The following is a 25745-nucleotide window of genomic DNA, read 5'->3' on the forward strand; positions in this document are numbered from 1 at the left end:
ATTCGAGGTATGGCGGCAGTGCCGGCGCAGGGGGCTTCGCGTCCTGTGGACGGCTGCGGTCCCGGCGGCGCTCACCCCTACGACGGGCGCTTGTATCAAGAGGCAATGGCAAGGAATACGTCGCCCCAGGACTACAACCGGAATTTTGATCGGCGCAGCGGCCAATACGAGCCGCAGGAATGGGACGATGCCGAGTGGGATCCGGATCAGGAAGCGGCGGCGGGCCATCGCGCACGCCGGCTGCTGGCGCGTTCCGGTTCGGGTTTCCATCGTTTCGGAGACGGATTCGGTTCATTGCGCCGTTGGATGGGTGGAGGCCGCTGGCTGAAGCGTCTGGCCGTTGTCGTCGGCGCCGTGCTCGTCATTTTCGTCGGCTGTTTCGGTGCGCTGTGGTGGCGGCTCGGCGCCGGTCCGATCAATCTGGATATCGCAACGCCATGGCTGGCGGCCGCGATCGAAGACAATATCGGTCACGGCAACACGGTCGAGGTCGGCGGTACCCAGATCGAGCGCGCCGGCCGGGTTCGCATCGCCGTACGCATCCGGGACATCATCGTTCGCGATCGCGATCAGGCCGTGGTTGCCAGCGCGCCGAAGGCCGAGGTGAAGCTGTCGGGTGCGGGTCTGCTGATGGGGCGGCTGCGCGCCGAAAGCCTCAATCTCGTCGATGCCGAGCTCGCGATCCGCATCGCGCCTGATGGCACTGTCACCGTGTCCGCCGGCGACACCACCAAGCCGCTTGCGACCGGCGTCGCGTCCAAGAAGGACGCGGGCCTGCCGCCGACATTCCCCCGCAACGGGGTTCCCCCGCCGCCGTTCGCTGCTCAGCCAACGAGTCCCGAAGCGCCGCAGGCCTCACCGCAGGCGGCGGGGCAGAGCGGCATCCTCCAAAGCCTCGACTGGCTCGACAGTCTGAGCATGACGGGACTCGACGGCCAGAACCTCAACGAGATCGGCCTGAAGAACGGCAATCTGATCGTCGACGACCAGCAGCGCGGCAGCAAATGGTCGTTCGAGAACATCACCCTCAGCCTGCGCCGGCCGAGCCGCGGCGGTATCGCGCTCAGCCTCGGCGAGGAGGGCGCGCGCCCGTGGATGCTGCGCGCCACGATCGGCCCTGCCGAGAACGGCGTGCGGTCCGTCGACATCAAGGCCGACAAGGTCTCGACCTCCAACATCCTCCTGGCGCTGCGGGTGAAGGACCTCACCTACACGGCGGATATGCCGCTGACGGGCGAGCTCAAGGGCGAGCTCGGCCGCGACGGCGTGCCGACCTTCTTCCGCGGCAAGATCGCGGTGGGTGCCGGCAACATCATCGACACCGATACGCCCGACTATCCGATGGGGATCGACTCGGCCGAGATCAACGTCGAGTGGGACGCCAACCGGCGCGTGCTGGTCGCACCCTTCAAAATCCTCTCCGGCGCGAACCGCCTGACATTGCTGGCCCATCTCGAGCCGCCCAACGGCACCAGGAATGACTGGCAGCTCGGATTCAGCGGCGGTTCGATCCTGCTTGGCGGCATCGATAACGAGCCGCCGCTCGTCTTCAACCGCATTGCGATCGGCTTTCGCTTCGACACCGATCACAAGCGCCTCCTGCTGACACAGGCGGATGTCTCCAACGGCGAGATCGGCGTTGCCGGCACTGGCGCCATCGATTATTCCGGCGAGCCCCGGCTCACTCTCGGCTTTGCGGGAACGCCGATGTCGGCTTCCGCCTTGAAGCGGATGTGGCCGACGCTGATCGTCCCCGAACTGCGCGAATGGGTGATCGAGCGGATCGAGCGCGGAACGCTCCAGCGCATCGAGATCGGCGTCAACTCGCCGACGAAGAACCTGCCGCGCAAGGGACCGCCGATCCCGGACGACGGCCTGTCCGTCAACATCGTGGCGAGCGGCGTCGCAGTTCGCCCCGTGGATGGCATGCCGGTGGTGCGCGATGCCGATCTGAGGGCGCGCGTGACCGGGCGCACCGCGACCGTGAACATCGGGCAGGGCGTTGCCGATACGCCCTCGGGCCGCAAGGTTACGATCTCAGACTTCGTGTTCGAGGTGCCGGACATGGCGCCCAAGCCGTCGCCGTCGCGAAGCCGGTTCCGCGTCGATGGCCCGGTGCCTGCCGCCGCTGAAATGCTCGCCAATGACCGGCTGAGCGATCTCTCCGCGACGGTCATCGATCCCAACACCAGCAAGGGGACGTTCACCGCGAACATCCAGCTCGGCATGCCGGTCAAGGGCGAGCTGACCAAGGCCGACACCACCTATTCCGTCACCGCCGACCTCAACGGCTTCGCCGCCGAGAAGCTGGTGATGAACCAGAAGCTGGAGGCGAACAGCCTCAAGATCATCGCCAACAACCAGGGCTACCAGGTCAAGGGCGACGTCAAGATCAACGGTCAGGCAGCCTCGCTGGACTATCGCAAGCCGGCTGAGGGCGACGCGGACGTGAGGCTGCAGGCGACGCTGGACGATGCCAGCCGCGCGCGCCTCGGCTTCGATCTCAGCCCCGCCGTCAGCGGATCGTTGCCGATCAGGCTGTCGGGCAAGATCGCGAGCGGCGCGGATCAGACCACGAAGCTCGGCGTCGAGGCCGACCTGACGTCGGTGCGGCTCGACAACATCCTGCCCGGCTGGGTCAAGCTGCCGGGCAAGTCCGCGAAGGCCAGCTTCAAGGTGGTGCCGACGGCGCAATCGACGCGTTTCGAGGACATCCTGATCGAGGGCGGCGGTGCCTCGATCAAGGGCTCACTCGAGGTCGACGCGAACGGCGATCTCATGAACGCGAATTTCCCGATTTACGCGCCGACAGACGGTGACAAGGCCTCGCTCAGAGTTGAGCGCAGCCAGGAGGGCGTCATCAAGGGCACGATGCGTGGCGACGTGTTCGACGGCCGCGGTTTCCTGAAGTCGGCGATCTCCGGCCATTCCAAGGAGGACAAGAGCAAGCTGAAGAACGTCGATTTCGATATCGACGTGAAGCTCGGTGCCGTGGCCGGGTTCAACGGCGAGGCCATGCGCAGCGTCGATGCCAAGATGTCGAAGCGCAACGGCGCCGTGAAAGCCTTGACGCTGAGCGGCAAGATCGGCCGCGACACGCCGGTGGCAGCCGATCTTCGCGGCGGCCGCGCGCAGGGCAGTCGCGAAGTGATCTATCTCCAGACCAACGATGCCGGCGCGCTGCTGCGCTTCACCGACACCTACACCAAGGCGGTCGGCGGCCAGATGGTGGTGGCGATGGAGCCGCCGACATCCGAGCCGAACACCGCCCGCGAGGGGCTCATCAACGTGCGCGACTTCACGGTGAAGGGCGAGGCGCAGCTCGAGCGCGTGGCCGCCGGCGCGCCCAACGGCACCGGCAACGGAGTCTCATTCAACGCGCTCCGTGCCGAGTTCACCCGGCAGAACGGCGCGCTGACGATCCGAGACGGCGTGGTCAAGGGGCCGATGATCGGTGCCACCATCGAGGGCTCGATCGACTATCCCGGCAACCAGGTGTGCATGAGCGGCACCTTCGTGCCGATGTATGGCGTCAACAACATCTTCGGCCAGATCCCCCTGTTCGGCATCTTCCTCGGCGGCGGCAACAACGAGGGGCTGATCGGCGTGACCTACGAGGTCGTCGGTACACCGGCCGCGCCCGTGATGCGCGTCAATCCGATCTCGGCGATGGCGCCCGGCCTGTTCCGCAAGATATTCGAATTCAACACCGGCAAGCAGAACTCGCCGTTCGATGAATTCCCGTCGCAGTCGAACGACGGCTCGACGGCATCGACCCGTCAGCTGTCGAGCGGCTGCAGCGTCTCGCGGCGGCAGTAGCGCGATCCAGTTGCAGCCGCGATGCAAGGTGCGCTCCTCTCCCGCCTGCGGGAGAGGGCTGGGGAGAGGGGGCCTCCACAGAGCGGCTCCCAACGAGGAGAAAGCCCTCACGCGACGCTTCGCGCCGACCTCTCCCGCAAGCGGGAGAGGTGAACGAGCGGCTACGCCGCGCGCACGCCGGCCAGGAACGTGCCGACTTCGCCGGAGAGCTGCTCGGCCTGTTTTGAGAGGCTCGAAGCTGCTGCCAGCACCATGCCGGCGGCGTTGCCGGTCTCGTTTGCGGCGGTGGAGACCACGCCGATATTGGTGGTGACCTCCCTGGTCGCCTCCGCCGTCTGCGAGACGCTGCGCGCGATCTCGGCGGTGGCGGCGCCTTGCTCCTCGATGGCGGCGCCGATCGAGGTGGCGATGCGGCTGACCTCCTCGATGGTGGCGGTGATGCCGCCGATCGCGTCCACAGCTTCCTTGGTTGCGCCCTGGATCTGGGCGATCTTGTCGCCGATCTCGCGGGTGGCTTCCGCGGTCTGGCTCGCCAGCGACTTCACCTCGGAAGCGACGACGGCAAAGCCGCGGCCGGCTTCACCGGCACGCGCGGCTTCGATGGTGGCGTTGAGCGCGAGCAGGTTGGTCTGGGCCGCGATGCTGGAGATCAGCTCGGCCACATGCTCGATCTGCTGCGCACCGTCCGACAGCGCGCGGACGATGGTGTCGGTGCGGCGAGCGCTGTCCACGGCGCGGCCGGTGACCTCCGCGGACTGCGCGACCTGACGGCTGATCTCGGTGATGGAGGAGGAGAGCTCCTCGGCGGCAGCTGCCACCGTCTGGACGCGCTGGCTGGCCTCGGTGGCGGCGGAGCCGACCACGGCGGCGCGGCGGTTGGTGCCCTCGGCAGTCGAGGACATCGACTTGGCGGTGTTCTCGAGCTCGCCGGAACCGGAGGCCATCAGGCCCACGAGCTGGCCGACGGAGGCGTCGAAGCGATCGGCGAGGGCGATCAGGGCGTCGCGCTTCTCCTGCTCGGTGCGGGCCTTGATGGCGACCTGCTCGGCTTCCAGCGTGCGCGCGGTCAGCGCGGTCTGCCGGAGCACTTCGAGGGTCTCGGCCATGCGGCCGATCTCGTCGCCGCGGTCGGTCTCCTCGACCGGCTTGTCGATGGCTCCTTCGGAAATCTCCTGCATGCGATTCTTCTGGCGATCGAGCGCGCCGAGCACGTCGCGAGCAATCAGCCAGGACAGCGCCGCCATCAACAACATCAGGCCGCCGCCGATCGCGGCCAGCTCCAGCGTCAAGCCGCGCACGTCGGCGTCGATATCATCGACGTAGACGCCGTAGCTGATGGTCACGTTCCATGGTGCGAATTTGCGCGCGAACACGGTCTTGCGGACCGGCTCGGTCTGGCCGGGGCGCGGGTAGAGATAGGAGGTCACGCCGCCCTGCGCGGTCTCGCTGCCCGCCTTGATAATGGCGTCGGCGATCAGCACGCCATTGGAATCCTTGGCGCCGGTGATCTTGCCTTCGAGCTGCTGATTGGCGCCGTTGACGACCAGGGAGGTGTCCTCATTATAGACCACCGGGTAGCCTTGGCCGCCGTTGAAGCTCATGCGGCGACCGCGCTGGTGGAACATGCTCTTGGCCTCGGCCGGCGTCAGCTTGCCTGCTGTGACCTCGTCCTGGAGCGACTGTGCATAGTTGTAGAGCAGCTCTACCGCGGTCCGCATCTGCTCGACGCGGTCCTCCATCATGCGGCTCTTGCTGAGCACCGACGATACGCCGATGATGGCCGTGACTGTGAGCGCCGCAAGGCAGACCATGCTGGCAAGCTTGGTGCGGATCTTCAGGTGACTCAGCAGATTCATCACAGCCCCTACGGAATGGTTGTTATTGCTCGCATGGGTAGCATGAAGTTCTTACCAATCATGAACGTAGGCATGGCCGGCCTGCCGCGCGGGACGGCTGCCGCAGGCTTATGCGCAACCGTGCAGGCGAATCTGCTCTTGCCGGCAGGCGGCGGCCGATCCGGAGTCGAAAATCGACATGGACCTTGGTAGCCAAAGAGACAGGTTGGACAGGCAATGAATCGATTCGTTCATCGCGCCGTCATGTCCCTGCTGCTCGTCGCGGCCCTCGTTCTGATCTGGAATGTGCTGGGCGCGCGCTAAGCGGCACCGGAGGTCTGCCGGTGCCGCCGTGCTTAGCGGGATAAGTTGAGTGTGTCAGCGCGGTGCGGGCTGCGCCGGTGCAGCACTTATTTCTTGCCCATTGCGGCGTCGGCGCTGATCGGGCCGCCGCCAGCTGCCGAGAGATACAGGCACGCGAAGCAGAAGAGTATCGCGAGAGTGCCGTTGTTCAGCAATGGCAGGAACACCGGGGTTTCGCCCCTGAACATATGGCCCATGAAATAAGCGAAAGCCATTTCACCGGACAGGATGAAGGCCGACAGCCGCGAGAACAGGCCGATCATCAGTAGTGCGCCAAGCACCAGTTCAAGCGCCCCGGCCGCGCCGTAAAGCGACATCAGCTCGACTTTGGCGAACATCGGAACAGCCGGAAACTTGAACAGCTTGGCGACGCCGTACTGAAACAGCAACAGGCCGGTGATGAAGCGAAACAGGCTCAGGAGAACCGGCTGAAAGCGGGTGAGATAGGGAAAGTCCATTGGTTTGTGCCCTCCATCCAATGCGCGACTTGGACCGTATTCAGTTTCGTCTCGCAAGCCACTTGGGATCAATGCGCCCTGACATTTTCGTCATGTCGGACAAAACATCGCAGTAGCGGTCGTTGATCCGCACGCGCCGCGGTTTTTCGAACGTGTTCACCTGTGGTCGGTACGTACTATTCCGGTGATGTCCGGGGATGCAGGTTACGTAGGGGAGACCTACTCCCGCAAGGCGGGAACGACCAGGAACGGAATCATGCCGAGCACGACGCTCGCAAGCGCGAAGATGAGCAGGAGATCGTAGCCGTGAGTCGCATCGTGAATCAGGCCGCCGCTCCATGAGCCGAACGCCGAGCCCAGGCCGCTGCCGATCGAGATCGTCCCGAAGATGGTGCCGACGCGCTTGCCGCGGAAGATCTTCATCGCAGTTGCGGTGATCAGGGGCCCGCGGGAGCCCATCATGCTGCCGAAGCAGACCACGAAGCCGGTGAGCAGGACGACGTTCGGATAGTACTGCAGGAGCCAGAGCAGAACGATGCCGAGGATCGAGATCGCGTAGCTGAGCAGCACCGACGGGCGGCGTCCGATCAAGCCGTCGAGCGCAGAAACACCCAGCATCCCGAACACCAGCACGACGCCGGAGAAGCCCCAGGCGGTCGCGGCCTGGAGCGGCGGGAAGCCGGCGTCGATCAGATAGGCCACGATCTGCGCCGCGATGGCATACATGCCGACCGCGGTGAAGAAGAACGTCGAGAACAGCGCCCAGAAGGCGTGGTGGCGCATCGCGCTCACGAGCGTCCAGCCGTTGTCGACGAAGTCCGGATCGCTCTTCTTGGCCACATGCGGCGAGCCGGCCGCGAACAGGCGCCAAGGCAGGAGCAGCAGCGGCACCAGCAGGGCGAGCGCGGCAAGACCGTAGACCTGGTAGGTCTCGCGCCAGCCGAGATGATCGATCAGGAGTTGCGAGGCCGGCAGCAGTGCCAGCACGCCGCCGCCCATTGCCGAGTAGACCACCGCCATCGCGGTCGGCAGCCGCGGCCCGAACCAGCGGCCGAGCAGGATCGAGTTGGGCACATTGCCGATGAAGGCAACGCCGATGCCGACGCAGATGCCGATCGAAAGCTGGAATTGCCAGAGTGCTTGCGCATGGCTCGCGCTCAGAAAGGCCGAACCGAGCAAGAGCAAGCCGAGCGCATAGACGATGCGTGGTCCGGAATGATCGAACAGGCGGCCAACCAGGGGGGCGGTCAGTCCGCTGATGAGCCAGGTCAGTGAATAGATCGAAACGGCCTGGGCACGGTCCCAGCCGAGATCTTCCGAGATCGGCTTGAGGAAGACCGTGAAGCTCTCGCTCAGCCCGCGACCAAGAACAGCCAGCGCAAAGCACAGGCAGAGCACGACGAGCGCGATGCGGACTGCGTCCTGCCTGGTGCTTCCGACCTGTTCCTTGCTCGCTTCCGCTGTCGTTTCCTTGGGCGCGTTCTGGTCCATTGCCATCAGGGAGCGCGCTTATGCGCGCCCTGACAAGCAGTGAAAAGCTCATACGCCTATGCAGGCTTGATGAGGACGTGATTCTTCTTGCCGAAGGACAGCTTGATCACGCCTTCCGGCGTCAGATTGTCCGCCGACAGCGCCATCTTCTCGTCGGCGACAGGCGCATCGTTGACGCGCAGGCCGCCGCCCTTGATCTGCCGCCGGGCTTCGCCGTTGGAGGCGACGAGACCCGCCTTGACGAAGGCGTTGAGCACGCCGAGACCGGCGTCGAGCTCGCCGCGCGGAATTTCCACCGTCGGCAGGCTCTCGGCGAGCGCGCCCTCCTCGAAGGTGCGGCGCGCGGTCTCCGCGGCTTCATTCGCAGCTTCGCGACCGTGCAGCAGAGCGGTCGCCTCGGTCGCGAGCACCTTCTTGGCCTCGTTGATCTCGGAGCCGCCGAGCGCTTCGAGCTTTCTGATCTCGGCCATTGGAAGCGTCGTGAACAGCTTCAGGAACTTGCCGACATCGGCATCCTCGGTGTTGCGCCAGTACTGCCAGAAGTCGTAGGGCGAGAACTGGTCGGCATTGAGCCAGACCGCGCCTTGCGCGGTCTTGCCCATCTTGGCGCCGGACGCAGTGGTCAGCAGCGGCGTCGTCAGCGCGAACAGCTGATGCGTGCCCATGCGACGGCCGAGATCGACGCCCATGATGATGTTGCCCCACTGGTCCGATCCGCCCATCTGGAGGCGGCAGCCGGTGCGCCTGGCGAGTTCGACGAAGTCATAGGCCTGGCAGACCATGTAGTTGAACTCGATGAAGCTCATCTCCTGCTCGCGCTCGAGACGCAGCCGCACGGAGTCCATGGTCAGCATGCGGTTGACGGAGAAGTGCCGGCCGACATCGCGCAGCATCTCGATCCAGTTCAGCTTGGTCAGCCACTCCGCATTGTCGAGCATGATGGCGTCGCTCTTGCCCTCGCCATAGCGCAGCACCTTGGCGAACACGCCGCGGATCGAGGCCTTGTTGGCCTCGATCTCGGCAATGGTGCGCATGGCGCGCGTCTCGTCCTTGCCGGAGGGATCGCCCACCATGGTGGTGCCGCCGCCCATCAGCGTGATCGGCTTGTTGCCGGATTGCTGCAGCCAGTGCAGCATCATCATGGTCAGATAGTTGCCGATATGCAGGGAGCGGGCGGTGCAATCGTATCCGACATAGGCGATGGCCTCACCCTTGGCGGCAAGCGCATCCAGCCCCTCGAAATCGGAGCACTGGTGGATGAATCCACGTTCCTGCAGGGTATTGAGGAAATCCGATTTAAATGCAGTCATCTGTCGGCGTGCCTGACAATTCTTGGTTTACTCTTTTGGGGGCAATTTAAGGGTCTTCCGCGGGAACCCGATGTCCGCCCGCCACTTGGCGCTGTGGCATTATAAGATGTGTCCCTCTGGCACAAGATCGGCATGCCGGAGGGGTCTTTCAGGACGCTGATCCCATGATGTTGACGGCACTCGGCTTGATGAGCGGCACCTCGCTGGACGGGGTGGATGTCGCGCTGATCGAGACCGACGGAAAGCAGGTGAAGGCGTTCGGGCCGTCCGGCTACCGGCCATACAGCCCGGCCGAGCGCAACGTGTTGCGCCAGGCGCTGAGCGAGGCCGTGCATCTGCAGCAGCGCGACGCCCGGCCGGGCATTCTGGCGCAGGCCGAGCAGGCCGTGACGGGTGCCCATGCCGAGGCGGTGGCCGCCTTCCTGGCGCAGAACCGCATGAGGCCGGAGGACATCGATATCGTGGGCTTCCACGGCCAGACCGTGCTGCACCGGCCCGAGAAGCGGCTGACCGTCCAGATCGGCGATGCGCCGTTACTGGCCAGGGCAATCCATATCCCGGTGATGCATGATTTCCGTGCCGCCGACGTCGAGGCGGGCGGGCAGGGCGCGCCGCTCGTGCCCGTCTACCACCGCGCGCTGGCTCATTCGCTGGAACGCGAAGGACCGATCGTCGTGGTCAACGTCGGCGGCGTCTCCAACATCACTTATATCGACGGCAACGATGCATTGATTGCCTGCGATACCGGCCCCGGCAACGCGCTGCTCGACGACTTCATGTACCGCACCATGAATCAGGCGTTCGATGCGGAAGGCAAGTTCGCGGCGCTCGGCAAGGTGGATGAGGCCTGGATCGCACGGGCGCTGGAACTGCCCTTCTTCGCGGCGGCCCCACCCAAATCGCTCGATCGCAACGATTTCGCTGCACTCAAGCTCGGCGCCATCGAGCCGGCCGACGGCGCCGCGACGCTCACCGCCTTCACTGCGGCTGCGATCGCCCGCGTCATTCCGCTTTTGCCCCGGCGGCCGCGGAGCTGGATCGTCTGCGGCGGCGGCGCCCGCAACCTCACCATGCTGCGTATGCTGCGGGAGCAGGTGGGCTCGGCAAGGGTGGAGGCGGCCGAGACGCTCGGCTGGGCCTCCGACGCCATCGAAGCGCAGGCTTTCGGCTTCCTCGCGGTCCGCGGCATGAAAGGCCTGCCGCTATCTTATCCCACTACCACGGGTGTGCCGATGCCGGTGACCGGCGGGGTGATCGCGCGTCCCTGACGCAAGGCTAGATCAATGCAACTGCATGCAACTTGACGGGTAGATGCAAATGCATCTACATTGAATGCAGTTGCATCTAACCGCCGGGATCGCCCATGACCGTTTCGTTGAAACTGATCAGCCACAAGCTTTGCCCCTACGTGCAGCGCGCGGTGATCGCGCTGAAGGAGAAGGGCGTGCCGTTCGAGCGGATCGACATCGATCTGGCTGACAAGCCCGACTGGTTTCTGAAACTGTCGCCGCTCGGCAAGGTGCCGGTGCTGGTGGTGACCACCGGGGAGGGCGAGGTCGCGCTGTTCGAGAGCAACGTGATCTGCGAGTACCTCGAGGAGACGCAAGCCGGTGCGAAGCTGCATCCGGCGGATGCGCTGAAGCGTGCCGAGCACCGCGCCTGGATGGAGTTCGGCTCGGCGATCCTCGGCGACCTCTGGGGGCTGGAAACCACGAGCGATCCGGCGACATTCGAAGGCAAGCGCCAGGCGCTGGTTGCGAAATTCAGGCGTGTCGAAGCCGCGCTCGGCGCCGGTCCGTATTTCGCGGGCCGCGCATTCAGTCTGGTCGACGCGGTATTCGCGCCCGTCTTCCGCTATTTCGATCTGTTCGACGAACTAACCGAGCACGGCATCTTCCAGGACGCGCCGAAGGTCAGGGCGTGGCGGACCACGCTTGCGCAGCGTCCGAGCGTACGCAGCGCTGTCGACGCCGACTATCCGCAATTGCTGCGCGCCTTCCTCGTACGGCACGACGCGCATCTTTTGAAGCTTGCGGCCTGAGCGCAGCGCGCTCAAGCCGAATCCCTCAGCGCACGTTCGCCAGGCGCATGTCGAGATACGCCGTGATGGTTTCCATCAGCGGCTCGAGCTTGGCGTCGAAGAAGTGGTTGGCGCCGGGGATGATCTGCTGGTCGATGACGATGCCCTTCTGCGTCTTCAGTTTCTCGACCAGCGTGTTGACGTCCTTGGGCGGCACCACCGCATCCTTCTCGCCATGCACGATCAGGCCCGACGACGGGCAGGGCGCGAGGAACGAGAAGTCGTAAAGGTTGGCCGGCGGCGCGATCGAGATGAAGCCCTCGACCTCGGGGCGGCGCATCAGGAGCTGCATGCCGATCCAGGCGCCGAAGGAGAAGCCGGCAACCCAGCAGGCGCGCGCTTCGGGATTGATCGTCTGGGCCCAGTCGAGCGCGGCGGCGGCATCCGACAACTCGCCGGTGCCGTGGTCGAACGAACCCTGGCTGCGGCCGACACCGCGGAAATTGAAGCGCAGCACGGAGAAGCCGCGATGCGCGAACGCGTAGTAGCACTGGTACACGATCTGGTGGTTCATCGTGCCGTGGAACTGCGGATGCGGATGCAGGATCATCGCGATCGGCGCATTCTTCTGCTTGGCCGGATGGTAGCGGCCTTCGAGGCGGCCAGCAGGGCCGGTGAAAATGACTTCGGGCATTGGTGTCTCTTGATTGATTTCCTGGAGAGATGATCCCTAGCAATCAACCGATTGTAGCCTCGTCGGCAGATGCCGACGGAAGCGCGAATGAAGGGTGAGAAGGCGCGCCTTGCGGTGATGCGCTAAGAGCGCGCGGTGACTTGACGGAGCGCGTTCTAACATAGGCAGAGGGTCAAAAAGCAAGCATCTTGAACATCCCCCAATGGGTTCAACACGTTAGCTTGTCATGACCGCGTCACGGCGCCCGCTCGCTCGGAATCGGGTTGCCAATTGCGCGCCCGCGGCCCATGTCGGGTCGGCGCGAAACGCCGCCCGCGATGCGAGGTAACAAAATACTCAATGCTTGCCCGGGTCTATCTCGATTGGAACGCGACCACGCCGCTCCGTTCGGAAGCGCGGGCTGCTATTCTGGCTGCATACGACCTGATCGGTAATCCATCCTCGGTCCATGCCGAGGGCCGGGAGGCACGACGACTGGTCGAGGAGGCGCGCTCCGCGCTGGCGGGCGCGGTCGGCGCTCAGCCGCGCAACGTCGTTTTCACCTCCGCCGGCACCGAGTCCAATGCGCTTGCGCTCTCGCCGGGCCTGCGGGGGCGGTCTGGCGGACCTGTCGAGCGGCTGCTGGTCTCTGCGGTCGAGCATGCTTCGGTGCTGGCCGGCGGCCGGTTCCCTGGCGACAAGATCGGCCTCATCCCGGTCACGCGCTCCGGCGTGGTGGACCTCGATCGCCTGAAGATCCAGCTGCAGGATGGCCCGCCAGCCCTGGTCTCCATCATGGCCGCCAACAACGAGACCGGCGCCCTCCAGCCCGTCGCTGAGGCGGTAAGCATCGTCCACGCGGCCGGCGGCCTCCTGCACGTCGATGCGATCCAGGCGCTGGGGAAAATCCCATTCGATATCAATACGGTAGGCGCCGACCTTGCCACCTTTTCTGCGCACAAGATCGGCGGCCCCAAGGGTGTCGGGGCCCTGGTGATGGCTGAAGGCATAGGCGGCCTCGAGCCGGTCCTGCGAGGCGGCGGACAAGAGCTCAACCGCCGCGCCGGGACCGAGAATGTCGCGGGCATCGCCGGCTTCGGGGCGGCGGTAAAGGCTGCCCTTCAGGCTCTGGCGAAGGATGTGGAGCGAATGGCAAGCCTCAGAGATCTTTTGGAAAATGGCCTTCGCGGCATCGCCGGGGCGACGGTCTTTGCGGACGATGTGGCGCGGTTGCCAAACACGGTGCTCTTCACCGCGCCGGGCCTGAAGGCCGAAACCGCCGTCATCGGCTTCGACCTGGAGGGCATAGCGGTCTCCTCCGGCTCCGCCTGTTCCTCAGGGAGGGTCCAGCCATCCCACGTCTTGTCGGCCATGGGCTATGATCCCGCTGTGGCCCAGGGAGCGGTGCGTCTCAGTCTTGGCTGGTCCACCCAACCGGAGGACATCAATAGGGCGTTAGAGGCTTGGCGAAAGCTGGGTAATACCCTACTTAAGGGCTAAGCGACGAAACACGGCTTGAACGGTTCTAAGCCCGTGCTTTCCGCAGTGAAATATCGTAATACTCGTCCGAGTTTGATCCACCGCGGTCCTTGAAACCGCGAGCGGAGGATGGAATGCCAGCCGTACAAGAGACGGTCGAGCGCGTGAAGCGCATCGACGTCGACCAGTATCGTTATGGGTTTGAGACCCTGATCGAGTCCGACAAGGCCCCCAAGGGACTGTCGGAGGAGACCGTCAAGTTTATCTCCGAGAAGAAGAACGAACCCGCCTGGATGCTCCAGTGGCGGCTTGAGGCCTATCGGCGCTGGCTGACCATGCAGGAGCCGACCTGGGCGCGCGTCGACTATCCAAAGATCGATTTCCAGGATCTCTATTATTACGCGGCGCCGAAGCCGAAGAAGACGGTCTCCTCGCTGGACGAGATCGATCCGGAGATCCTGAAGACCTACGAGAAGCTCGGCATCCCGTTGCGGGAAGTGGCCATGCTCGAAGGCGTCGAGCCCAAGCCTGGCGAGGAGGACCCGGCCCGCCGCAAGATCGCGGTCGATGCTGTCTTCGACTCGGTCTCGGTTGCGACCACCTTCAAGGCCGAGCTGAAGAAGGCTGGCGTGATCTTCATGCCGATCTCGGAAGCGATCCGCGAGCATCCCGAACTGGTGCAGAAATATCTGGGCTCGGTGGTGCCGACCTCCGACAACTTCTACGCCACGCTGAACTCGGCGGTCTTTTCCGACGGCTCGTTCGTCTACGTGCCGCCGGGCGTGCGCTGCCCGATGGAACTGTCGACCTATTTCCGCATCAACGAGCGCAACACCGGCCAGTTCGAGCGCACGCTGATCATTGCCGACAAGGGCTCCTACGTCTCCTATCTCGAAGGTTGCACCGCGCCGCAGCGTGACGAGAACCAGTTGCATGCCGCCGTGGTCGAGCTCGTGGCGCTCGACGATGCCGAGATCAAGTACTCGACCGTGCAGAACTGGTATCCCGGCAATTCGGAAGGCAAGGGCGGCATCTATAATTTCGTCACCAAGCGTGGCGACTGCCGCGGCGCCAACTCCAAGATCTCCTGGACCCAGGTCGAGACCGGCTCCGCCATCACCTGGAAGTATCCGAGCTGCATCCTGCGCGGCGACAATTCGCGCGGCGAGTTCTACTCGATCGCGATCTCGAACGGCTTCCAGCAGGTCGATAGCGGCACCAAGATGATCCATCTCGGCAAGAACACGTCGAGCCGGATCATCTCCAAGGGCATCGCCGCCGGCAGGTCGCAGAACACCTATCGCGGCCTGGTCACCGCGCACCGCAAGGCGACCGGGGCGCGCAACTTCACCGCCTGCGATTCGCTGCTGATCGGCGACAAATGCGGCGCGCACACCGTGCCCTACATCGAGGCCAAGAACTCGTCGGCGACGTTCGAGCACGAGGCGACGACCTCGAAGATCTCCGAGGACGTGCTGTTCTACTGCATCCAGCGCGGGCTCAGCCAGGAAGAGGCGGTCGGCCTCGTCGTCAACGGCTTCGTCAAGGACGTGCTGCAGCAGCTGCCGATGGAGTTCGCGGTGGAAGCGCAGAAGCTGATCTCGATCTCGCTCGAAGGGTCGGTCGGCTAGCACCGGCCTCGTCCTGAAGAGGCCGCGGAACGCGGTCGTCTCGAAGGATGGATTACCGGAAAGATTGTTGGCCTCAATCCTTCGAGACGCGCCTTCGGCGCTCCCTGGGATGAGGGGATAGATGGAAAAACATGATGGCTTTGCTTGAAGTGAAAGACCTCAAGGTTCGTGTCGAGGAGCGTGAGATCCTCCACGGGTTGACGCTGACCGTGAACGAGGGCGAGGTGCACGCGATCATGGGGCCGAACGGCTCCGGCAAGTCGACGCTCTCGCACGTCATCGCCGGCAAGCCCGGCTATGAAGTCACCGACGGCCAAATCCTTTTCAAAGGCGAGGACCTCCTGGAGATGGAGCCGGACGAGCGCGCCGCGAAGGGCGTGTTCCTGGCGTTCCAGTATCCGGTCGAGATTCCCGGCGTCGCCACCATGAACTTCCTGCGCACCGCGCTCAACGCGCAGCGCAAGGCGCGTGGCGAGAGCGAATATTCGACGCCCGACTTCCTGAAGAAGGTCCGGGAAGTCTCGAAATCGTTGAACATCCCGCAGGACATGCTCAAGCGCGGCGTCAATGTCGGCTTCTCCGGCGGCGAGAAGAAGCGCAACGAGGTGCTGCAGATGGCGCTGTTCGAGCCGAGCCTGTGCATCCTCGACGAGATGGATTCGGGCCTCGACATCGATGCGCTGCGCATTGCGGCCGACGGCGTCAACGCGCTGCGTTCGCCCAAGCGTTCGATGGTCGTCATCACCCACTATCAGCGGCTTCTGAACTACATCGTGCCCGACGTCGTGCATGTGATGTCGAGGGGGCGCGTGGTGAAGAGCGGCGGCAAGGAATTGGCGCTGGAGCTGGAAGCGTCCGGCTACGCGCAATTCGAGGCCGCGTAAGGATTGGTTGCAATGAACGTTGCTGTGGCAAAGACCGGAGGTGGCCGCGCGGTGAGCGATCTGTTCGCCAGCGCCGAAGGCCGGCTGCCGGGTTCGCCCGAAGTGATCGCGGCGCGGCGCGAGGCATTCGAGAGCTATGAGCGTCTCGGCCTGCCGCATCGCCGGATCGAGGAATGGAAGTATACCGATCTGCGCGCGCTGGTCGGCGAGGTTCTGCCCCTGGCAGCGATCCCCGATGCGGGCGCGCTGAAGCGCGCCGCGGAGGCGGTGAAGGCGCATGCGATCGAGGGCGCCCGCAAGGTGGTGCTGGTCGACGGCGTGTTCGCGGCCGATCTGTCCGACGTGAGGGCACTCGCCCCCGAGGCAGGCTTCAAGACCCTGCGTGAGACGCTGGAGAAGGATGCCGGCCTGCTGAAGACCGCGAGCACCGATGCGGTGATCGCGCTGAACGCCGCGATGGCGACCGACGGGGTCGTGCTCTCGATCGCTGACGGCGCGCAATTGTCCGCGCCGATCCAGATCATCCACATCGCGACTGCCGCGTCGGCATCGGCCTTCACCCGCTCGCGGGTCGCGATCGGGAAGGGCGCTCGCGCCACCATCGTCGAGACTTTTGTGGCGGCGGAAGCGAAGGCCTACCAGGTCAATGACGCCGTCATCGTCTCGGTCGGCGACAACGCCGACGTCGCGCATATCCGGCTGATGGACGATGCGCCCGATGCGGTGAACATCACGTCGCAGTTCATCACGGTCGGGGCCAACACCAAGCTGAACCTCTTCAGCATGACCAGCGGCGCCGCGGTCAGCCGTTTGCAGGGATTCATCACGCTGGCGGGCGAGGGCAGCGAGCTCTCGGTGAATGGCGTGAACCTCCTGAAAAAGACCGAGCACGGCGACACCACGCTGGTGGTCGACCATGCCGTGCCGAACTGCGTCAGCCGCGAGACCTTCCGCGCCGTGATCGACGATCGCGCCCATTCGGTATTCCAGGGCCGCATCATCGTCCGTCCCGACGCGCAGAAGACCGACGGCAAGATGATGACCCGCGCGCTGCTGCTCTCCGACGAAGCCGAGGCGGACAACAAGCCGGAGCTCGAGATCTTCGCCGACGACGTCTCCTGCGGCCACGGCGCCACCGCCGGCGCGCTGGACGACAGTCTCCTGTTCTATCTGAAGGCCCGCGGCCTGCCGGAGAAGCAGGCCCAGGCGCTGTTGATCCAGGCCTTCGTCGGCGAGGCGATCGAGCAGATCGCCGACGATGGCTTGCGCGAGCATGTGATCGGCATGGCCGAGCGCTGGCTGGAGCGGCGCTCATGAGCACGCATCCGGCAGTCAAGAACGGCGCTTATGACGTCGCGCGCGTGCGCCAGGATTTCCCGGCGCTCGCCATGCAGGTTTACGGCAAGAATCTGGTCTATCTCGATAACGCCGCATCCGCACAGAAGCCGCAGTCGGTGCTCGATCGCATGACGCAGGCTTACACGAGCGAGTACGCCAACGTGCATCGCGGCCTGCATTTCCTCGCCAATGCGGCGACGGAAGCCTATGAGGGCGGCCGCACCAAGGTGGCGGAGTTCATCAACGCGCCCCGCACCGAGGAAGTGATCTTCACCCGCAACGCGACCGAGGCCATCAATCTGGTTGCCTCGTCCTGGGGTGGCCCGAACATCAAAGAAGGCGGCGAGATCGTCATCTCGATCATGGAGCACCATTCCAACATCGTGCCCTGGCACTTCCTCAGGGAGCGTCAGGGTGCCGTGATCAAATGGGCACCGGTCGATGACGAGGGAAATTTCCTCATCGACGAGTTCGAAAAGCTGCTGACGGCCAAGACCAAGCTGGTCGCGATCACGCAGATGTCGAACGCGCTCGGCACCATCGTGCCGGTCAAGGACGTCGTCAGAATCGCGCATGCGCGCGGCATTCCCGTGCTGGTCGACGGCAGCCAGGGCGCGGTGCATCTACCGGTCGACGTCCAGGATCTCGGCTGCGATTTCTACGTCTTCACCGGCCACAAGGTCTATGGCCCCACCGGCATCGGCGTGCTCTGGGCCAAGTACGACCACCTCGTCGCAATGCGCCCGTTCAATGGCGGCGGCGAGATGATCCGCGAGGTCTCGCGCGACGTCATCACTTATGGCGATCCCCCGCACAAGTTCGAGGCCGGAACCCCGCCCATCGTCGAAGCCGTCGGCCTCGGCGCCGCCATCGATTACGTCAACTCCATCGGCAAGGAGCGCATCGCCGCGCACGAGCACGATCTCACCACCTATGCCCAGGAGCGGCTGCGCGAGATCAACTCGCTGCGGCTGATCGGCACGGCGCGCGGCAAGGGGCCGGTGATCTCCTTCGAGCTCAAGGGCGCGCACGCTCATGACGTCGCCACCGTGATCGACCGTCAGGGCATCGCGGTCCGCGCCGGCACCCATTGCGTGATGCCGCTTTTAGAGCGGTTCAACGTGACCGCGACATGCCGGGCCTCGTTCGGCATGTATAATACGCGGGAAGAAGTCGATCATCTGGCACAGGCGCTTTTGAAGGCGCGGGATTTGTTCGCATGAGTGACACGGCCGAAGTCAAAGCTAGTCCGATGGAGACCCAGTCGGCGCTGCCGCCTGAGGAGACCGAGCGTCTCACCAACGAGATCATCGCGGGGCTCAAGACCGTGTTCGACCCGGAAATTCCCGCCGACATCTACGAACTCGGCCTGATCTACAAGGTCGAGATCAAGGACGACCGTTCGGTCAACGTGTTGATGACTCTGACGACGCCCAACTGCCCGGCCGCAGGCGAACTGCCGACCATGGTCGAGAACGCGGTCGCCAGCGTTCCGGGCGTCGGCGTGGTCGACGTCAAGGTCGTCTGGGAGCCGCCGTGGTCCCCCGAACGCATGAGCGACGAGGCGCGCCTTGTGCTCAACATGTGGTGACGGCCTCAGCCCGCATTGAATTCGCTCCGCAACGGACCACATAAACAACATGACCCAGGTGACACCAGCATCCTCCACTCCGAAGCCGCGGCGGCCGCGCCCGCAGGTGATGCGGCTGACGGATGCCGCTGCCCAGCGCATCACCGAACTGACCCAACGTGCAGACTCGGAGATCGTCGGCCTGCGTGTCGGCGTGAAGAATGGCGGCTGCGCCGGCCAGTCGTACACGGTCGAATACGCCCACGAGATCCGCCCGACCGACGAGGTCGTCGAGGACAAGGGCGTGAAGATCCTGGTCGATCCCAAGGCCGTGCTGTTCCTGCTCGGCACCGAGATGGACTACAAGGCCGACAAGATGCAGGCCCAGTTCGTCTTCAACAATCCCAACCAGATCTCCGCCTGCGGTTGCGGCGAATCGGTCGAGCTGCGGCCGGCCAAGATCGACGGGTAGACCGCCTCCGCGGAGGTCGTATGGACTGCTTCGCTCGCATTGACGAGAATGCTATGAGGGTTTGCTTGCTTGCGCAGGAAAACCCCCGATGGACCGAGAATTCCTGACCGACCTGTTCGCCGATTTCGGCCCCGTCACCATCCGCAAGATGTTCTCCGGCTACGGCATCTCCGCCGACGGCGTCAATTTCGCGCTGGCCCTGCGTGCCGGCCTGTTCTTCCGCGCCGACGAGATGACCATCCCGGACTTCGAGGCCGAGGGCTCCAAGCCGTTCCAGTATCAGACGCGCGCCAGAACCGTGATGGTGAACTCCTACTGGGAGCTTCCCGCACGCCTGTTCGACGATTCCACGGAGCTTGCGCAATGGGCAAGGGCGGCACTCGCCGCAGCCCGGCGCGCCAAGGTGAAGAAGCAGCCAAAAGCGAAGAAGGCGGCGGCGAAGAAATCTGCTGCAAAGAAGCGTCCGACCAAGAACGCTGCCAAGACGACGGCGGGTCCGGTGGACAAAGCAACTCGCGCGCCGAGGCTTGCAGAGCGTAAGCGGAAGCGTCGTTCAAGAGTGTGATGCTGGAGAGCTGGTGGGCGCCGTAGCCTTTGCTCAGGCTACATGGTCTCATCCGACGAGATGTCACGCCACCCGGGTGTGCGTCTCGGCCGCGTATTCCGGATCGGATTCGCAGATGACGCGGTTGCGGCCGTTGCGCTTGGCGGCATAGAGGCAGGCATCCGCGCGCTCGATCAGCGCGTCGGTGTCGTCGCCCTCTTTCAGCAGCGAGACGCCGACGGAGATCGTGACCCGGCCGAGGATCTCGCCGGTCGATTTCTTCTTCAGCTCTTTCGCCATCACAGCGCGGCGGATGTGGTCGGCCACCGTGAGCGCCTGGCGTAGCGTCGTATTGGGCAGGACGACCGCGAATTCCTCGCCGCCATAGCGGGCGGTGATGTCCTGGCCCTTGATGGTCTGCTTCAGCGAGAGGCCGACCAGCCGCAGCACCTGATCGCCGGTGAGATGGCCGTAGGAATCGTTGAACGACTTGAAGTGATCGATGTCGAACAGCAGCAGCGACAGCGGCTCGCCCGAGGCGAGTGCGCCCTGCACGGCCATGCCGATCATGCGGTCGAAATATTTCCGGTTGCCGAGGCCCGTGAGCGGATCGGTCAGGCTCTCGGCGCGGATCGCTTCGAGGCTCTGCTGGAGATTGCTGATCTCGTTCTTCGACAGCGTCAGCCGGTCTTCCAGCGCCTTGTTGGCTTCGCGCATCTCGCTGGTCGAGCGCAGCAGCGCCTCGACGATCGCCTTGACCTGCTCGCGGCTCTTGGCAGACGACAGTTCTTCGGTGGCGCCCGACAGGTTGGCATCATAGGCGCCGGTCATGCCGAGGGCATCGCCCAAGACCTTCATGACGTCGTCGATCTCGCCGATGACGCGCGCGCCAACCTTGTCGATGCGGTCGGTGGTCTTGATGTGGGAGAGATAGGTCTCGTAGATCTGCTCGAGATCGGCCTCGGTCAGCTTGCCGCTGCGCGCCAGCGTCTCGTTGATGATCTTGTTGAGCGGAGCATTGTAGCCGGTGGCGTAGACGTACCAGATCTCGTAATTGCGGGGAATTGCCGTCTGCCGAAGCGATCGGATCTGACCGAGCGCCACCTCGGCGAACGCCATCGTGCGTTCGTGTTCGTCGAGCACCTTGATCACGGAACATACCCCACAGCGGTCGGCGCGCCATCGACCGTAGCAATACTTAAACTATGGTCGTAGACTAATGGACGATCGTGAACGCCCCGTAAATTTACGTGCACGACTGCGTCCAAAAAATTGTGTGCCGGGTTCGCTCAACCGAAACCCGGAACGCGTCGCGCCTCAGGCTCCCGCAGGGGAGCGAACCGGCCGCAGCAGAAACGCCGGCAGATGCGAGTGATCGCCCGGCTCGGTATCGACTTCGCGCTGGCGGCGCGGCTCGGGACGGCCGATCGAGGGCACGTGCGCCGTACTGGCCTGCTGGCGTGTGTCCGCCCGACGCTTGTCGTCGGATCGATGCCTTGGCTCGGCGAGCTGGCGCGACTCCGACGAGCTCCTTGATTCGGAAGAATGTCTTGGTTCCGAAGAAATTCTTGCCTCGCCCCGGGCCTCGCGCGGCTCGTGGCTGCGTTCACGATCCCGGCCGCGCTGCGGCTTGCCACGCCCGCCACGTGAACGTTCGCGGCCGCGCTGCTCGCGGGGACGCTCGCTTGCCTCGGAGGGCTCGGCCGGGGCTTCGTAATCGCCTTCGACCCGCGGAATGCTCTGGCCGATCAGCTTTTCGATCGCTGCCATCGATTTCTGGTCGAGCGGGGTCACGATCGAGATTGCGGTGCCGGTACGGCCGGCGCGGCCGGTGCGGCCGATGCGGTGGACGTAATCGTCGGCGTGATGGGGAACGTCAAAGTTGAAGACGTGGCTGACCTCGGGAATGTCGAGGCCGCGCGCTGCGACGTCGGAGGCGACCAGGAGCGGCAGTTCACCCCTGCGGAACTGTTCGAGCGCCGCGGTACGGGCCGACTGATCCATGTCGCCGTGCAGGGCGCCGACGCTGAAGCCGTGCTTCTGAAGCGATTTGTGAACGATGGCGACTTCGCGCTTGCGATTGCAGAAGATGATCGCGTTCTTGAGATCCTTGGCGTCGCGCAGCAGGCGGCGCAGCAACTCGCGCTTCTCGTGCGCCTCGCGTCCGGCGGGCACCTGCGCCTGCGTCACGGTTACGGCCGTCGTGGCGGGCTTGGAGACCTCGACCTTCTGCGGATTATGCAGGAAGGTTTCGGTGATGCGCCGGATTTCCGGCGGCATGGTCGCGGTGAAGAACAGGGTCTGCCGGGTGAACGGGACGAGCTTGCAGATGCGTTCGATGTCGGGAATGAAGCCCATGTCCAGCATGCGGTCGGCCTCGTCGATGACGAGCAGCTCGACGCCGGTGAGCAAGAGGCCGCCGCGCTCGGTGTGATCGAGCAGGCGGCCCGGGGTTGCGATCAGCACGTCGACGCCGCGCATCAGCTTGGCGTCCTGATCACCGAAAGAGACACCGCCGATCAAGAGGGCGACGTTGAGCTTTTGGCCGGCGCCGTAGCGGTCGAAGTTTTCCTTCACCTGGGCCGCGAGCTCGCGGGTCGGCTCGAGGATCAGCGTGCGCGGCATGCGCGCCCGGGCTCTGCCTTTCTCGAGAATGGTGAGCATCGGCAGCACGAAGGCCGCGGTCTTGCCGGTGCCGGTCTGGGCGATGCCGAGCACGTCCTTGCGTGCGAGGACGTGGGGAATCGCCTGTTCCTGGATGGGGGTAGGGGTGGTGTAACCGGTGGCCGCTACTGCGGCGAGGACTTTTTCGGACAGTCCGAGATCTGAGAAGGACATTGAGCCTCTGGTCGAAACCGCCGTTCGGAATCGAGGGTAATAAGGCTGGTCGCGTTCCACCCCGAAACGGCGCGCTCTCAAAGAAGCTGGGGGTGCTGACACACGCGAACAAAGCGCAAGGCTCAGGAATCGCTCTTCGATCTGAGCCGCGTCGACCCGGAACATAGGCAGGAATTGGCCAAAGTCAATGGAGCGGGCGCGGGAAGGCCCTAAAAAACCTGAGGTTTTTGCTCAAACTACGGGCGCGGCTCGGGTTTTCCGAGGAGCCGGGAGTGCGTCCGCAGCGGCCAGGACGGGGGGTTAACGCCGGTCGGTGGTCCCCGCCCGGAAGTCGCCGGGCGCCATGCCATAGGCAGCGTTGAAGACCCGGTAATAGGTCGCCAGGCTCTCGAAGCCGCACGATGCCGCGATGTCGGCGATCAGCCGCTCCGGCTTCTCCTGCATCAGGCGGCGGCTCTGCTCAAGGCGTTCCTCCGTCACCGTCTGCGAGAAGCTCTTCTCGGCTGTCTTGAACAGCATGTGCAGGTGTCGCACGGACACCCCGAGCAGATCGGCCACCATGGCTGGGGCGAGATTGGGATCCTGCAAATGGTGCGCGATCAGGCGGCGGGCTTGCGAGAGGCGGGCCGTCCGCAGCGCGGCCTGTCCGCGCCTGCTGCCGGGCCGCACGACACCGCGCTCCATCAAAGCCAGATGCCCTAAAGCTTGAACCAAGGGCGTCTGAACGGCAGAGCCAGCATCGGTGGCGGCACCAGCGATCTCGCCGAGATCGGCAAAGCAGGCAGCGAGCAGGGGCGCCAGAGCGGGGTCGAAAAACGTTCGTGGCGCAAGTTCGCGCATGCGGCTGTCCTGTGCCGGGATGTTGCTCAACGGGATTTTCAGGATGCGCAGATGGAAGCCCCCGGCGCCGAGCGGCGCGGTGCGGTAGGGCAGGTTGGTATGACTGGTAGCGAAGCTGCCGTTGGCAATCGAAAAGGCGCTTGCGCGAATGCCGCCGAACCAGCCGCCACTGCCGAGCTGCTGATAGACGCAGATCGCGTCACCTGGGGCGGCGGCGATGTCGGACGTGCTGCGCTCGACCGAATAGGGCGATGCCTTCAGCTCGACGAGGCTGGCACCGCCGAGCTGGCGCAGCGAGAATTCGCCAACGAAGTCCGCGCGCCGTTCGCGCGCGAGCTCGGCCGTGACGCCGAACAATCCCTTGGCGCGCACCTCGCGCCAATAGTCGAAGCGATCCCTCGGCTCGACCTCGTCGGTACACCAGCGAAACACGGCAGCTCCTCGCTTCCGGCGAAATGGTCCAAGAAGAAGCAGATTTCGCCGAAGTCCGCCATGGCCGGACGGAGCCCAGGCCCTTGAACCGTCCTCACGCCTGGGTCGACTATCACACAGCGGCAGGGGGTCAAATGAACTGCCGTTCCAACGGATCGGCGGCAGGGCCGTCCTGCAACAGGAATTTTGCGATGACGCGTCGGCTTTTCGGAATTCTGGCGGCCATTGGCCTCGCGGCGGGCCTGAGCGGCTTGGCAGGTCCCGCTTATGCCGAGAAGCGCGTTGCGCTCGTCGTCGGCAACAACGACTACAGGAACGTCCCGAAGCTGCTCAAGGCGGTCAATGACGCTCGCACCATGGGCGACACGCTGAAGCAGCTCGGCTTCTCGGTGATGGTCGCCGAGAACCAGAGCCGGCAACAATTCTCCGAGACGCTGCTCGCCTTCGACAAGGCGATCGAGCCCGGCGACACTGCGTTCTTCTTCTACGCCGGTCACGGCTTCGAGATCGCGGGACAGAACTATCTGCTGCCGACCGACGTGCCGGCGGCGACGGAAGGGCAGGAAGAGCTGGTGCGTGACGCTTCGATCCTGGCCGACCGCATCGTCGAGCGCCTCCAGAACAAGAAGGCGCGCACCTCGATCCTGGTGTTCGATGCCTGCCGCAACAATCCGTTCGAGCGCAAGGGCACCCGCGCAGTCGCCGGCGGCGGCGGGCTCGCGCCGATGACGCAGCTGCCGGAAGGCGTGTTCTCCGTGTTCTCGGCAGGCCCCCGCCAGACCGCGCTCGATCGCCTGTCCAACGACGATGCCAATCCCAATTCGGTGTTCACGCGGACCTTCGCGAAGGAACTGCTCAAGCCCGGCGAGAACCTGGTGCAGGTGGCGCAGCGCACCCGCCGTGCCGTCAGCGAGATGGCCGAGACCGTCAAGCACAGGCAGGTGCCGGTTTATTTCGACCAGATGGTCGACGACGTGTTCCTCAGCGGCATGGCGAAGGATACCGCCGCGCGCTCCGACGATCCGCCGCCGCAGAAACTTGCGGCGCTGCCGCCGGTATCCGTTCCGCAGCTGCCCAAGGAGGAGACGCTCAACGCGCCGATCGCGAGCTTCTCCCGGCACAATGGCGGCTGGAGCGTGGTGTTCTCCTTCGCCGATCCGACCCTCGGCATTTCCTGGCGTATGGCCGGCAAGGGCGATTTCCGCGAGACCGGCTTCATCGACACGCTCGATCCGCGCACGCGCAAGCGGATGCCGAACCCCTCGATCGAGCTGCCGCCGGATGCGCAGCCCGGCACCATCGAGGTCCGCTATGTCGATCAGTCCGGCGACTTGCAGGGGCCGTTCCCGATCAGGTTCGATCCCGAGGCTGCGCTGATCCGCGATCAGCGCAAGATTCTCGACATGACGTCGACGAGCTGGCTGTCGTTCCGCGAGTTCAACGGACTCCTGGTCTACTACACCCACCTCGTGTCCTACCGTTGCGCAATCCGTGAGGTGCGCATCGGCATCGACACCGCCGTTCCCAACCAGGTGCTGAAGATGCCGCCTTGTGACATGCGCGACCCTAGCGCGATCAGCGCCGGGATGCCGCTCTACATGAAGCTCGCGCCGAGCACGCAGACTGTCTCGGTCGAGTTGACCTATCGCGATGGCAGCGTGTCCGAGATCAAGAGCTTCCGGAGCGTCAACCGCAGCAACAATTGATGGGCTGTGCAGCCGGCGGATTGGGGTTAGGAACGCTCGGCT

At 64.6% G+C, this 25745-nt stretch carries 20 protein-coding genes; 12 read left to right on the forward strand and 8 right to left on the reverse strand.

Going from position 1 to position 25745, the window contains the following annotated elements; all coding sequences use genetic code 11:
- Nucleotides 1-9 precede the first annotated feature (9 nt).
- Complete coding sequence (locus ASG57_RS01350; protein ID WP_057195568.1) at nt 10-3819, forward strand: YhdP family protein; 3810 nt, start codon at nt 10-12, stop codon at nt 3817-3819.
- A gap of 161 nt (nt 3820-3980) precedes the next feature.
- Here ASG57_RS01350 and ASG57_RS01355 read toward each other — a convergent pair whose 3' ends face one another.
- From ASG57_RS01355 to tyrS, 4 genes are all read right to left on the reverse strand, one after another.
- A complete protein-coding gene (locus ASG57_RS01355; RefSeq protein ID WP_057195569.1) occupies nt 3981-5675 on the reverse strand; it encodes a methyl-accepting chemotaxis protein in 1695 nt (564 codons plus the stop codon).
- 389 nt (nt 5676-6064) lie between these two features.
- A complete protein-coding gene (locus ASG57_RS01360) occupies nt 6065-6475 on the reverse strand; it encodes a DoxX family protein (RefSeq protein ID WP_024337879.1) in 411 nt (136 codons plus the stop codon).
- A gap of 219 nt (nt 6476-6694) precedes the next feature.
- Complete coding sequence (locus ASG57_RS01365) at nt 6695-7966, reverse strand: MFS transporter (RefSeq protein ID WP_057195570.1); 1272 nt, start codon at nt 7964-7966, stop codon at nt 6695-6697.
- A 56-nt stretch (nt 7967-8022) separates the two neighbouring features.
- A complete protein-coding gene (gene tyrS / locus ASG57_RS01370; protein ID WP_057195571.1) occupies nt 8023-9276 on the reverse strand; it encodes a tyrosine--tRNA ligase in 1254 nt (417 codons plus the stop codon).
- 164 nt (nt 9277-9440) lie between these two features.
- Here tyrS and ASG57_RS01375 point away from each other — a divergent pair, with 164 nt between their 5' ends.
- On the forward strand, nt 9441-10544 hold the full coding sequence (locus ASG57_RS01375; RefSeq protein WP_057195572.1) for an anhydro-N-acetylmuramic acid kinase: 1104 nt from the start codon (nt 9441-9443) through the stop codon (nt 10542-10544).
- Between the two features lie 95 nt (nt 10545-10639).
- Nucleotides 10640-11317, forward strand: coding sequence for a glutathione S-transferase family protein (locus tag ASG57_RS01380; protein WP_057195573.1), 678 nt, complete (start codon nt 10640-10642; stop codon nt 11315-11317).
- Between the two features lie 25 nt (nt 11318-11342).
- On the opposite strand, the gene ASG57_RS01385 is transcribed toward ASG57_RS01380, so the two are convergent.
- The gene (locus ASG57_RS01385; protein ID WP_024337874.1) at nt 11343-11990 is read right to left on the reverse strand and encodes an alpha/beta hydrolase; all 648 of its coding nucleotides are present in this window, start codon (nt 11988-11990) and stop codon (nt 11343-11345) included.
- 339 nt (nt 11991-12329) lie between these two features.
- Here ASG57_RS01385 and ASG57_RS01390 point away from each other — a divergent pair, with 339 nt between their 5' ends.
- The 8 genes from ASG57_RS01390 to ASG57_RS01425 all read left to right on the forward strand — a co-directional run bounded on the left by ASG57_RS01390 (nt 12330) and on the right by ASG57_RS01425 (nt 19908).
- Nucleotides 12330-13469 carry a cysteine desulfurase family protein gene (locus ASG57_RS01390; RefSeq protein WP_057195574.1) on the forward strand — a complete coding sequence of 380 codons (1140 nt, stop codon included), beginning with the start codon at nt 12330-12332 and terminating at the stop codon, nt 13467-13469.
- A 113-nt stretch (nt 13470-13582) separates the two neighbouring features.
- Nucleotides 13583-15079, forward strand: coding sequence for a Fe-S cluster assembly protein SufB (sufB, locus tag ASG57_RS01395; RefSeq protein WP_024337872.1), 1497 nt, complete (start codon nt 13583-13585; stop codon nt 15077-15079).
- A gap of 134 nt (nt 15080-15213) precedes the next feature.
- Complete coding sequence (gene sufC, locus ASG57_RS01400; RefSeq protein ID WP_024337871.1) at nt 15214-15963, forward strand: Fe-S cluster assembly ATPase SufC; 750 nt, start codon at nt 15214-15216, stop codon at nt 15961-15963.
- A gap of 12 nt (nt 15964-15975) precedes the next feature.
- Complete coding sequence (gene sufD / locus ASG57_RS01405; RefSeq protein WP_024337870.1) at nt 15976-17280, forward strand: Fe-S cluster assembly protein SufD; 1305 nt, start codon at nt 15976-15978, stop codon at nt 17278-17280.
- Nucleotides 17277-18524: a cysteine desulfurase gene (locus tag ASG57_RS01410; protein ID WP_024337869.1), complete on the forward strand. Its 1248-nt coding sequence runs from the start codon at nt 17277-17279 to the stop codon at nt 18522-18524. The genes sufD and ASG57_RS01410 overlap by 4 nt, the downstream gene beginning before the upstream one ends.
- Nucleotides 18521-18892: an SUF system Fe-S cluster assembly protein gene (locus ASG57_RS01415; protein ID WP_024337868.1), complete on the forward strand. Its 372-nt coding sequence runs from the start codon at nt 18521-18523 to the stop codon at nt 18890-18892. The genes ASG57_RS01410 and ASG57_RS01415 overlap by 4 nt, the downstream gene beginning before the upstream one ends.
- A 49-nt stretch (nt 18893-18941) precedes the next feature.
- Nucleotides 18942-19343 (forward strand): HesB/IscA family protein, encoded by a 402-nt coding sequence (locus ASG57_RS01420; protein ID WP_024337867.1) that lies wholly within the window; start codon nt 18942-18944, stop codon nt 19341-19343.
- An 88-nt stretch (nt 19344-19431) separates the two neighbouring features.
- Complete coding sequence (locus ASG57_RS01425; RefSeq protein WP_024337866.1) at nt 19432-19908, forward strand: TfoX/Sxy family protein; 477 nt, start codon at nt 19432-19434, stop codon at nt 19906-19908.
- Between the two features lie 63 nt (nt 19909-19971).
- Here the strand turns inward: ASG57_RS01425 and ASG57_RS01430 are convergent, their stop codons facing one another.
- The 3 genes from ASG57_RS01430 to ASG57_RS01440 form a co-directional block, all read right to left on the reverse strand.
- On the reverse strand, nt 19972-21039 hold the full coding sequence (locus tag ASG57_RS01430) for a GGDEF domain-containing protein (RefSeq protein WP_024337865.1): 1068 nt from the start codon (nt 21037-21039) through the stop codon (nt 19972-19974).
- A 165-nt stretch (nt 21040-21204) separates the two neighbouring features.
- Nucleotides 21205-22725, reverse strand: coding sequence for a DEAD/DEAH box helicase (locus ASG57_RS01435; protein ID WP_024337864.1), 1521 nt, complete (start codon nt 22723-22725; stop codon nt 21205-21207).
- Nucleotides 22726-23025: 300 nt separating this feature from the next.
- Entirely contained in the window at nt 23026-23997 is a 972-nt protein-coding gene (locus ASG57_RS01440; protein ID WP_024337863.1) for an AraC family transcriptional regulator, read from the reverse strand.
- Between the two features lie 191 nt (nt 23998-24188).
- Between ASG57_RS01440 and ASG57_RS01445 the strand changes: the two genes are divergently transcribed.
- Nucleotides 24189-25703: a caspase family protein gene (locus tag ASG57_RS01445; RefSeq protein ID WP_057195575.1), complete on the forward strand. Its 1515-nt coding sequence runs from the start codon at nt 24189-24191 to the stop codon at nt 25701-25703.
- Nucleotides 25704-25745: the final 42 nt, after the last annotated feature.

The sequence above is a fragment of the Bradyrhizobium sp. Leaf396 genome (assembly GCF_001424605.1).
Classification (GTDB): domain Bacteria; phylum Pseudomonadota; class Alphaproteobacteria; order Rhizobiales; family Xanthobacteraceae; genus Bradyrhizobium; species Bradyrhizobium japonicum_C.

Bases quoted from the DNA above. Each gene is read 5' to 3' on its own strand.
- sufB (WP_024337872.1), top strand. From the start codon at position 13,583: ATGCCAGCCGTACAAGAGACGGTCGAGCGCGTGAAGCGCATCGACGTC.
- ASG57_RS01350 (WP_057195568.1), top strand. From the start codon at position 10: ATGGCGGCAGTGCCGGCGCAGGGGGCTTCGCGTCCTGTGGACGGCTGC.
- ASG57_RS01390 (WP_057195574.1), top strand. From the start codon at position 12,330: ATGCTTGCCCGGGTCTATCTCGATTGGAACGCGACCACGCCGCTCCGT.
- sufD (WP_024337870.1), top strand. From the start codon at position 15,976: ATGAACGTTGCTGTGGCAAAGACCGGAGGTGGCCGCGCGGTGAGCGAT.
- tyrS (WP_057195571.1), bottom strand. From the start codon at position 9,276: ATGACTGCATTTAAATCGGATTTCCTCAATACCCTGCAGGAACGTGGA.
- ASG57_RS01445 (WP_057195575.1), top strand. From the start codon at position 24,189: ATGACGCGTCGGCTTTTCGGAATTCTGGCGGCCATTGGCCTCGCGGCG.
- ASG57_RS01360 (WP_024337879.1), bottom strand. From the start codon at position 6,475: ATGGACTTTCCCTATCTCACCCGCTTTCAGCCGGTTCTCCTGAGCCTG.
- ASG57_RS01365 (WP_057195570.1), bottom strand. From the start codon at position 7,966: ATGGACCAGAACGCGCCCAAGGAAACGACAGCGGAAGCGAGCAAGGAA.
- ASG57_RS01420 (WP_024337867.1), top strand. From the start codon at position 18,942: ATGACCCAGGTGACACCAGCATCCTCCACTCCGAAGCCGCGGCGGCCG.
- ASG57_RS01415 (WP_024337868.1), top strand. From the start codon at position 18,521: ATGAGTGACACGGCCGAAGTCAAAGCTAGTCCGATGGAGACCCAGTCG.
- ASG57_RS01355 (WP_057195569.1), bottom strand. From the start codon at position 5,675: ATGAATCTGCTGAGTCACCTGAAGATCCGCACCAAGCTTGCCAGCATG.
- ASG57_RS01435 (WP_024337864.1), bottom strand. From the start codon at position 22,725: ATGTCCTTCTCAGATCTCGGACTGTCCGAAAAAGTCCTCGCCGCAGTA.
- ASG57_RS01385 (WP_024337874.1), bottom strand. From the start codon at position 11,990: ATGCCCGAAGTCATTTTCACCGGCCCTGCTGGCCGCCTCGAAGGCCGC.
- ASG57_RS01425 (WP_024337866.1), top strand. From the start codon at position 19,432: ATGGACCGAGAATTCCTGACCGACCTGTTCGCCGATTTCGGCCCCGTC.
- ASG57_RS01375 (WP_057195572.1), top strand. From the start codon at position 9,441: ATGATGTTGACGGCACTCGGCTTGATGAGCGGCACCTCGCTGGACGGG.
- ASG57_RS01410 (WP_024337869.1), top strand. From the start codon at position 17,277: ATGAGCACGCATCCGGCAGTCAAGAACGGCGCTTATGACGTCGCGCGC.
- sufC (WP_024337871.1), top strand. From the start codon at position 15,214: ATGGCTTTGCTTGAAGTGAAAGACCTCAAGGTTCGTGTCGAGGAGCGT.
- ASG57_RS01380 (WP_057195573.1), top strand. From the start codon at position 10,640: ATGACCGTTTCGTTGAAACTGATCAGCCACAAGCTTTGCCCCTACGTG.